The sequence below is a fragment of the Streptomyces sp. NPDC006691 genome (assembly GCF_042869955.1).
Classification (GTDB): Bacteria; Actinomycetota; Actinomycetes; order Streptomycetales; family Streptomycetaceae; genus Streptomyces.
In genome coordinates this window covers 622,949-629,310 of the sequence record NZ_JBIAGW010000001.1, presented here as the reverse complement: position 1 = coordinate 629,310, position 6,362 = coordinate 622,949, and the positions used below count along the sequence as shown (strand labels likewise).

The 6,362-nt window shown below is 72.3% G+C and carries 7 protein-coding genes and 1 tRNA gene; 3 read left to right on the top strand and 5 right to left on the bottom strand.

The annotated features are described in order from the left end of the window. Positions 1-387: 387 nt before the first annotated feature. Complete coding sequence (locus tag ACFYNP_RS02815) at positions 388-789, bottom strand: DUF6344 domain-containing protein (RefSeq protein WP_388781971.1); 402 nt, start codon at positions 787-789, stop codon at positions 388-390. A gap of 222 nt (positions 790-1,011) precedes the next feature. Between ACFYNP_RS02815 and ACFYNP_RS02810 the strand changes: the two genes are divergently transcribed. Further along, positions 1,012-1,146, top strand: a complete 135-nt coding sequence (locus tag ACFYNP_RS02810) for a DLW-39 family protein (protein WP_003958712.1) — start codon at positions 1,012-1,014, stop codon at positions 1,144-1,146. A 320-nt stretch (positions 1,147-1,466) separates the two neighbouring features. Beyond that, complete coding sequence (locus ACFYNP_RS02805) at positions 1,467-2,597, top strand: hypothetical protein (RefSeq protein ID WP_388781968.1); 1,131 nt, start codon at positions 1,467-1,469, stop codon at positions 2,595-2,597. A 101-nt stretch (positions 2,598-2,698) separates the two neighbouring features. Here ACFYNP_RS02805 and ACFYNP_RS02800 read toward each other — a convergent pair whose 3' ends face one another. Then, complete coding sequence (locus ACFYNP_RS02800; RefSeq protein WP_388781965.1) at positions 2,699-4,243, bottom strand: protein kinase; 1,545 nt, start codon at positions 4,241-4,243, stop codon at positions 2,699-2,701. 31 nt (positions 4,244-4,274) lie between these two features. Continuing rightward, entirely contained in the window at positions 4,275-4,823 is a 549-nt protein-coding gene (locus tag ACFYNP_RS02795) for a DNA-binding protein (protein ID WP_100575598.1), read from the bottom strand. Positions 4,824-4,975: 152 nt separating this feature from the next. On the opposite strand from ACFYNP_RS02795, the gene ACFYNP_RS02790 reads away from it, so the two are divergent. Then, positions 4,976-5,048, top strand: a tRNA-Ala gene (locus tag ACFYNP_RS02790). 260 nt (positions 5,049-5,308) lie between these two features. Here ACFYNP_RS02790 and ACFYNP_RS02785 read toward each other — a convergent pair. Beyond that, positions 5,309-5,743 carry a DUF2267 domain-containing protein gene (locus ACFYNP_RS02785; protein ID WP_388413962.1) on the bottom strand — a complete coding sequence of 145 codons (435 nt, stop codon included), beginning with the start codon at positions 5,741-5,743 and terminating at the stop codon, positions 5,309-5,311. Positions 5,744-5,846: 103 nt separating this feature from the next. Next, entirely contained in the window at positions 5,847-6,242 is a 396-nt protein-coding gene (locus tag ACFYNP_RS02780) for a DUF2267 domain-containing protein (protein WP_388413959.1), read from the bottom strand. Between the last annotated feature and the right edge of the window lie 120 nt (positions 6,243-6,362).

Below are 6,362 nucleotides of genomic sequence, written 5' to 3'. Positions count from 1 at the left end.
GCTGGCCGGGGCCCAACCTCAACCCCCGGCCGCCGCACACCGTCCTGGCGTGCCCCGACACCAAGGGGTCGCCTGGCCGGGGCCCAACCTCAACCCCCGGCCGCCGCACACCGTCCTGGCGTGCCCCGACACCAAGGGGTCGCCTGGCCGGGGCCCAACCTCAACCCGCGGCCACCGGACACCCTCCGGGCGTGCCGGATTTCCGTCCAACCAGCCGGACCTCCGGACATCTCCGGGACCTCCGTGACCGCAGGGGTACTCGACGCGGGCTCTTCGAGCGGGCTCTCCAGGCGGGCTCGGGGATCGTGCCAGGCGTCCCGGGACGCCGAAGAGCCCGGCAACTCGGGGGAGTTGCCGGGCTCGCAGCTCGGGCAGAGCGGGGGTGGGTCAGGGGGAAGGGGACTCGGCGGGGTCTCGCGTCGGGTCCTCGGCGGCTCCGGCGTCGCCCTGCGCCGCGTCCTCGCCGGCGCCCTCGGTGGCCTGCGCCGGGTCGTCGGCCGCGTCCCGTACGTCGGCGCGGTGGCGGGAGGAGGGGGAAGAGCCGTGGGCCTCGGCGCGGATGCGCTGCTTCATCGTGGGGGGCAGGGCGGACGCGGCGGGAAGGGCCCATTGCACGCTCGGCGCAAGGGAGGTGGCCGGTTCGCTGCGGTTGTACGTCGTGTCGTGCTGCGGTACGGAAGCCGTGGGGGCGGCGGCCGTGGCCTGGCCGGCCAGGCCGAGCGAGGCGAGAAGGGCGACCAGCGCGCCGATGAGTGCGGTCCACCAGGTCGTGATCTTGCTCGTAGCCATGACTTCCTCGCTTCTTCCGTAAGCAGTACGTGCTGTTGGGTTGCCCGAATTGCGTTGTATCTGATGATGTGCGGGGGGTGCGGACGAAGCGAGGAGCGACGCACCGTATCGGCGGATCTTCCGATGAACTACACACGGATGGAGCATCACCGATTGATATCGATCGGTGTGTATAGTCGGGCGGCAGAGGTCCCTTACGTCAAGGAAAGACGAGGTCGCGCGGTGAAGAAGCTCCTCCTGGTCGCACTGGCCGCCATCGGCGGGCTCCTCGTGTACCGCCAGATCCAGGCGGATCGCGCCGAGCAGGATCTGTGGACGGAGGCGACCGACTCCGTGCCCGCAGGTTCGGGTGTGTGAGACCGAAAGACCCGGTTGCGAAGCCCCGGCCACTGAGGTGGCCGGGGCTTCGTGCTGTCCCGGGGGCGGCCCCGGGCGCCGGCGAGTTCACGTGAGCGAATAGCTGACTTGCGAGGGCAAAGGTGGGGCGGGGCGAAGTGAGGACGAGGCAGGGCAGGTCCGGGGCGACGGCACGACGGATCGGGGCGGCGTTCGCCGCGCTGGGCGCGCTCCTTGCGGCGCCGGGCCCCGCCCACGCGGCGGGGCCGTCCCCTTCGTACCGGTTTCCCGATGGGGTACGGGACGTTGCGGGGGGTGCCCGGAACACCGAGGGGCCCGTGTTGCGGGCCGACACCGCCTATAGGTCGGTCATCAAGCCTGGTGGCAAGCTCTATTTCCAGCTGGTTCTGGACGGTGAGAAGGACACCTACGCGTCGGCGGTGGCCCTGCCGGGGCCGGCCGGTGCGAAGCTCGCCTACGGCGACTCCATCAAGGTGTCGCTCCAGAACGCGAACGGCGACGACTGCGACTCCCAGCGGCGTTCGATCGGCTCGGCGCAGTATCCCCACCCCATAGCCGCCTCCGCGTACCGCTCCGTGCGCAGGAGCCTGTCGACCTGTCAGGAACCCGGCACCTATTACATGGTGGTCGAGCGCGAGAGCGACCCGACCTCCACGCCCGCCGACTGGGGGCTCGACCTGCGCTACACCACCGAGCCCACCCGCAGCGGGGCCGGGCCGAGCACCGCGCCCTCCGGCTGGCCCTCCGCGTCACCCGCCCCGCCCACCGATGCCCCGCGCCAGGTCCACGGCGGCACCGGATTCCACGACGCGGCCACGCTGTCCCAAGGCCAGTGGCGGGACTCCATCCGGCCCGGCGAGACCCTCTTCTTCCAGGTGCCGCTCGCATGGGGTCAGCAGCTCTTCGCCGCCGGAGCTCTGGGAAGCCTCGCCGCGGCCAAGGACGGCTATGTCGGCACGGCGCTCTCCGTCCAGCTCTACAACCCCGTCCTCGCCCTGGCCACCGGGGCTTCGGCACCGTACGACGGGCGGCAGAAGCAGGCCGCGCTCGAACCGCTCGCGCCGGTCGCCTACGAGAACCGGTACGCGCCCGCGGACGCCACCTCGGCGATGCGGGTCAAAGGCTCCTACTACCTGGCCGTGTCGCTCAGCCCGGACGTCGGGCGGACCTTCGGGGACGGCCCCTACGACCTGACGCTGCGTCTGACGGTCCAGGGGGCGGCCCAGTCCGGGCCGGCGTACGCGGGCCCGGCGCCCGACTTCGGTGCGGGCGGATCCGCCGCGGGCGGCTCCTCCGCCCGCGCGGGCACGATGAAGCTCGTCGCCGCCCTCGGCATCGGTTCGGGAACGGTGCTGGTGGCCGGGCTCGGGACATGGACGCTGGTGGCCCGCAGGCGTGCGGCCGCCGCCGGGCGGCGCGTTCAGGGGTTCGGTCCGCCCAGCCCCTGGTGACCGAGGCGTCGGGCCCTTGACCCGTCGAGTGCCTGGCCGGCCGGTTCAGGTCCGGGTCAGGTCCGGGTCAGGTCCGGGTCGGCGTCCAGTCGGCGGTGGGTTCACGTCTGGGTCAGCGCCCAGATGCCGACGGCGAAGCAGACCAGGGCGACCAGGAGCACCGGGACCGCGACCTTGGCGGGCGGGCCCGGCCGAGGCGTCGGTACGGACGGCGCCGACGGCATGGACGACGCCGACGGCATAGACGACACGGTCGGCATCGATGTGACCGACGGCACGGATGGAGGCGATGACGCCGATGCCGCCGATGCCGCCGGTGGCGGCGGTGGCGGCGTGGATGGTCCGAACGAGGTTCCCTGGAAGGGAACTTGGGGCGACGCGGCCGCATGGGGATACGGCGCGGTGTACGGGGCGGTGGCGGGGGTGGGAGGCGTCTGCTCGTACTGCGGTGGCAGGTACGCGGGGGCGGCCGGTGCCTGGGTGGGCGGGGTGGGCGCCTGCTGCGGGACCGGGGGGAAGGCGCTGCTGCCCGAGCCGGTCCCGGTACCGGCACCGGTGGCGGGACCGAAGCCGGTGGATGACGGGTCCTGGGGCGCCCGGCCCGACGACCACTGGCCCGGTCCCCGCCGGTCCGCCCCCCGGCCTCCCGACGCCCACTGTGCCGAGGCCCACTGTGCCGACGCCCACTCTGCCGAGGCCCGCTCTCCCGACGGCCACGGGCCGGAGGCCGACGGCTCCGGGGCCTGGGCGGGCCCCGGTGCCGGCTGCTCGGGGCCGTGCTCGGCGAAGCCGGGGGGCAGCGGGCCGATCTGGTCGAAGACCTCGACCGGCTCCTCGTCCGGATCCTGCTCGGGAAGCAGCTCCACCGCGGAGGCCAGCGCCTTGCGCACCCCCGTGGCGGTACGGAACCGGTTCTGCGGGTTGGGCTGGAGGAGCCCCGCGAGGACCTGCCAGAGGGGCTCGGGAATGCCCTGCGGCGCGCTCGGGGTGCCGTGGGCGGCGAAGTGCTCGACGAGGGCCCGCGCATCCGGCTTGCTGCCCTCCAGGAGGTACAGCGCGACCAGACCGACGGCGAACAGGTCGGCGGGGAAGTCGGGTTCGGCGCCCATCATCTGCTCGGGGGCGAAGTAACCGGGCGTCCCGACCACGTAGTTGGTTTCGGTGAGGCGCGGCTCGTCCTTGCGCAGGGAGATGCCGAAGTCGGAGAGGCGCAGATGGGGGCGCCCGCTTCCGGTGGCCTCCATCAGGATGTTGGCCGGTTTGATGTCCCGGTGGACCACGCCTTCGGCGTGGACCGCGGCGAGACCGGCGAGCAGCTGGTCGAGCAGGGTGCAGACGAACCGGGGCGGCAACGGCCCGTAGTCGCCGATGAGATGGGCCAGCGAACCGCCGCTGACCAGGTCCATGGTGAACAGGACCTTGTCGTCGTCGGCGGCCCAGCTGGCGGGCGCCAGGACATGCGGGTGGTCGATCCTGACGGCCTGCTCGCGCACGAACCGCAGCAGGGTGTGGGCGTCGCTCTGCTGGAGCACCTTCGCGGCGACGTAGCGACGCCTGCGCCGGTCCCAGGCGCGCCAGACGGCTCCGGCCCCGCCCCGGCCGACCGGGTCGACCAGCTCGTACCGACCGGCGAAGACCTCGCCCACCCGACGCCCCCCAGGATCGATCCGCCCGTTGTCAGCTCTGATGCGCCTCGTAGTGCGAAACCGCTTCCGCCGTCCGCCCGGCGCCGTACACCCGGAGGAACTCTGCCAGTTCGGGGTGGGCGGGGGCGAGGGTGTCGGCGGCGTCGATGATGTCACCCGCGGCCGCCACGGAACGCAGCAGGGACTGGATCTCGCGCACCACGCGACGCACGGTCGGGGCACCCGAACTGGACGTGGTCTGGCCGGTGTTGGTGAGCACCGAGCCTCCTTGCGACTTCTTGATCTCTTCCATGCGGTCGGTGGCCTCGACGGCGCTCACGCTGCCGTCGGCGACCTGTCCCGCCAGATCCTGGAGGGCCTGGACGCGCTGCACCACGGCCGGGTTGCCGATCTTGGCGCGCTGTCCGCTCATCAGCTGCGACAGCATGGGCGCCGAGAGCCCGAGAACGGCGGCGAGCCGGGCCTGGTTGAGCCCGAGGTCGTCTATCAGCCGGCGGAAGAGCGCCCCCAGCGGCTCCCCGTACCAGCTCCGCTGAAGCTCTCTGGCTCTGGCGGTCGCTTCCTGCTGTGCTGCGTCCATTGCGCGTCTCCCCATCGCTTCCCCTGTGAGGCCGCTTCACGGGTGCGAACCTCGACGAGCATCTTACGGAGAGTGGTCGTCCACCGGGAGTCCCAATCCTTTTGCGAGATACCCCGCTCCACCCGGTACTCTGTTCCCGCGACACCTCATCCGGGGCCTTAGCTCAGTTGGTAGAGCGCTGCCTTTGCAAGGCAGATGTCAGGAGTTCGAATCTCCTAGGCTCCACACCATCAGACCCCCTCCGACCTGCGGAAACGTAGGCCGGAGGGGGTCTGTTCTGCGTTTCGGGGGGAGGGGGCACCCCGAGTGGGCGGCGAGAGCCGTTCGCGGTTGCTTCATGGCTCATGGGGAGACCCGGGAACGGAAGGGCCGCCCAGCGCTCGGGCACTGTCGGCCCGGTCTGCTGCCGGGCGGGCCTCCAGGGGGGCCTGTCCCGGCCTCCCCGGGGGCTGTCCGGGCCTCCAGGGGCGGTTACGCGGCCTGGGCTATGCGGCCTGGGTGAGTTCGGCGCGGCCGAACAGGAGGGCGTAGCCGGAGGGGAGTTGGGCGAGGATGCGGTCCAGGAGGCCGGGGCCGGCGAGGTGGCCGACGACGCTGAGGACGGCGCCGGTGTCCCAGCGGGTGGTCGCGGGTGTGGCCCCGGTGCGGGTGGCGAGGTCCTTGACGAAGCCCCATCCGGTCAGGGGCTGGGCGTCGGGGATCTGCGCGGTGAGGTCGAGGGCGGCCTCCAGGGGGAGGCGGGCGGCGAGGTCGACGCGCTCGTCGCCGGTGAGCTGGCGGCCCAGGGCGCTCAGCACGGCTCGGGTGACGTCTTCTGCCTGTTCGCGGGTGGGGTAGGCACCTTCGTAGCGGATCCTTTCGGTCATCTGGTGAAACGTCATGCCGGTTCCGGCGGCGGCGGGTTCACGCAGCGAGAACATGGGAGAGTGCTTGCCTTTCGCGTGCAGGGGCGGGGGCAGCAGGACCGGCCGGGGGTGGCGTCCGGTCCCGCGGAGGGGGCGGGCGGGGTGCCTGTTCGGCGTCCTATAGGTGCTGGGGGCGGCCGAACAGGAGGTCGTAACCCGGGGGAAGCTGGAGCAGGACGCGGTTCGTCAGGTCGTCGCCCGCCGCGTCGGCGGTCACGCTCAGGACGGCGCTGACGTCCCAGGCGGCTGTCTGCTCGGTGGCTCCCTCGATCCACGCGGCGGTGGCCCGCAGGAACCGCTCCGGCGGGAGCGGCTCGGTGGCCCGCAGCGGGTTCAGCAGGATGAGGGCGAAGGTCTCGGGGAGCCGGGCGGCCAGCTCGGCCCGGACCTCACCCGCCAGATGTGCGCCCAGCAGCGCCAGCACCGTACGCGCGGCGCGCTCGGCTTCCTGGGGTGTGGCGTATTCGCCGCGCTCCTGCACCTGGGCGAGGAACGCTTCCCAACGCATGGCCATCGCTTCCCCCTTTGCATCGTGATGCGAGGGACGGGATACGTCATTCCGGATACGTCATTCCGGATCCGAGAGATACCGGATCCGGGAGATACCGGATACGGAGGGATTGCGGGGGCGGGC